Raw genomic sequence first — 2,724 nt, 5'->3', positions numbered from 1 at the left:
GTTATACACGCTTGAATTGCTGCTGCCAAGCGCTCCTCCTGCAATTAAGAGATTACCTTTAATCGAATCGTATGCAGGACTTTCAGATGAAGAAAAAGTAGGTTTTTTATACGTTAAACTAGTTTTTCTATCCGATTGGAATTTGAAGGTTTTAGGCGTAATATCCATTCTGACATTTACAATGGAATAGTCGTCTTTTTGTCCGTCAGTATATCTCCAGTAGCCGTTTGTATCATTGGCCTTTTGAAAAGCAATTTCATATCCCGACCCTTTACTGTCATAAACATAGCTTTTCGCAGATTTCATCGATTCATTGTCAACAAGAGAATAGGATAAATAAGCCTTTAATCTTCCATATGGCGTAAAAACACCCGTAGCAGACAGTGCGTTAAACGAGTAATATTCAAATCCCTTCGTTTCTACTTTCTCTTTTGGAAATTCAAATGACTTTAAATGATAGTTAATTTTATCTCCAGAAGATAAGTAACTAACCTTCATATTCTCTAATCCCGAACGAGCTTTCTGCTTAGATACAAGCTTAGCTTTACTCATATCCAAGACGGCTACTCCGCTTCGTCCAACAACTTCAATCTTTTGATCTTTATTGTTAACGACCATAGCCGTATCTTCGTCCACACCGTATGCAAAGTTTTTTTCTTTGTCACGTTCAGAAATATATGCAGCTACTGCAAGTCGCCCAAGTCGTGCTCGTTCATCCATGTGCTGATCAATTATGCCGTGTTGGAAAAACCCCAACCCTTTTTGAATTGATAGAGGCTCGTACTCTTTTTGACTGCGTTGGTTTTTGCTTACATGTTTATTTTTCTTGTTTTCTAAACTGTCTTTTAACGCTCCTAGACTGTCTCCTCCTGTAATCATGATGTCACTCATAATTGCAGCTCCTGCACTTGTGCCTCCGATTACTGCTCCTTTACGATATATATCCCAAATAGCTTTTAACGCTTCAGAATCACTTCCATTATTTTGACGAAGAGAAGCCACAATTTTGGTTTGATCTCCTCCAACAAACCAAACTGCCGTTAGTCCTTTAATCGTACGGGATAACTTCTTATCATTTACTTGATTCTTCCAGGTTGATTCGTCCTTTTGTGTATCAGAAAAATCGTGATTTGAAACGGGAAGAATTTTAATAGAATCTGAGTTTGCTCCGTATTTTACGAGGTCTTCCTTAAACTTTTTAGAAGACTGCAGCGTTGTGCTAGCAGCTGGAATAATCCCTACTTTTGCTTTTTCTTTTCCTCCAGCAAGCGAGAGAAACTTTTCATAGATTTCGTGATTAGATGTCCCTATACCTCCGCCTGCAATAACAAGGCTGCCTTTAATGTCTTCAGTATTTTCTTGTGCTTTTGCAAGCAGCGGTGTACTCAAAGAAGAAAGTAATGTAAAGCTGATAAGACATGAAACAAGTTTCTTTTTCATTTGAAAGATCCTTTCCACGCAAATTTTAATACCTTTCTCTGACTAGCTCGAATCCTTCCTCGATACTTTCGTTAAATGATGTTTAAAACCTGTTATTCAAACGTTCCTTTCACAACAGGGACACCGTCTTTTACCATTACTTTACCTTGAGCAAAAACTGTTTTAATTGTTAGTGTCTCTTTGTCTAAAAGGACTAAATCTGCATCTTTTCCAGGTTGAATATGCCCTTTATTGGCCAGTTTTAATACTTTGGCAGGATTAGAAGTAATGACTCGAAGAGCTGTTTCTAACGGCACTGATTCTTCTAATACTGCATCTCGTACTTCTTGAAATAAAGAAGACACTTTTCCAACTTGAAGCCCTTTATAGTCTCCGTTATCATCAAAAAACGGCAGGCTCGCTTGTCCATCGGATRAGAACGTAATGCTCGAGATTGGAACTTCTTCTTCAAGCATGATACGTAACCCTTTGCTGCACTTAACTTCGCCTTCTTCTAAAAAATATGGAATGGTGCTAGTTGTAAAATCTACATAGCCACCTCGTTTTGTAAATTGAATTCCTTCTTTAAACAGTTCTTCATTTCGATTAATATGTGTAGGATGAAACTGACGAATTGGCAGATCTGTTTCATCTGCGATTTGATTTAATAAAGATAATTTCCGTTTTCCATCCCCTACATGAACTTCTAATATTCCGGCTTTCCCTGATAAAATCCCTCCATTGCGGGCAGCAGAAGCCGCCTTTACCAGTTCTTCAAATGTCGGTTCAGAGGAACGGTGGTCAGAAATGGCAATTTCACCTACTCCGATAATTTTATCAATTAAAATAAGATCTTCTTCGATGCTGGTAGTTAACGTTTTTACTGGTATTTGATAAGAACCTGTGTGAATAAAGCAGCTAATTCCTTCTTCTTCTAATCCTCTTGCTTTAGCAAGAAGACTTTCCATTCTTCTTGTTGTACCGTCTGTTCCAAGTACACCTACAATAGTTGTAACACCGGCAGTCGTTGCATCGGTTAACATTAGTTCAGGCGTGCGTGTTTTATATCCGCCTTCTCCTCCTMCGCCAATAATATGAACATGTGAGTCAATAAAGCCTGGAGCTATAACATCATTAGCAGCGTCTACAACATGAATAGGAATGGACGTATTTACATGATCAATACAATCCTCTATAAGGATGATTTTGCTGTCTGCAAGCAATACGTCTTTTTTTCCTAAATACTCTGGTGCATATACTTCTGCGTTTTTGATTAAGGTTAACAACTTCTATTCCTCCTACTAG

General features: G+C 38.1%; 2 protein-coding genes. Both read right to left on the bottom strand.

Going from position 1 to position 2,724, the window contains the following annotated elements; translation table 11 throughout:
* Positions 1 to 1,440, bottom strand: a 1,440-nt coding sequence (locus tag AC1DRF_RS22165; protein WP_477741708.1) for a cyanophycinase, incomplete at its 3' end; no start/stop codon positions are given.
* A gap of 92 nt (positions 1,441 to 1,532) precedes the next feature.
* Complete coding sequence (gene iadA, locus AC1DRF_RS22160) at positions 1,533 to 2,705, bottom strand: beta-aspartyl-peptidase (protein WP_477741707.1); 1,173 nt, start codon at positions 2,703 to 2,705, stop codon at positions 1,533 to 1,535.
* Positions 2,706 to 2,724 lie beyond the last annotated feature (19 nt).

The organism is Priestia sp. P5_B4 (assembly GCF_056400385.1).
This window is presented reverse-complemented; position numbering and strand designations above follow the sequence as displayed.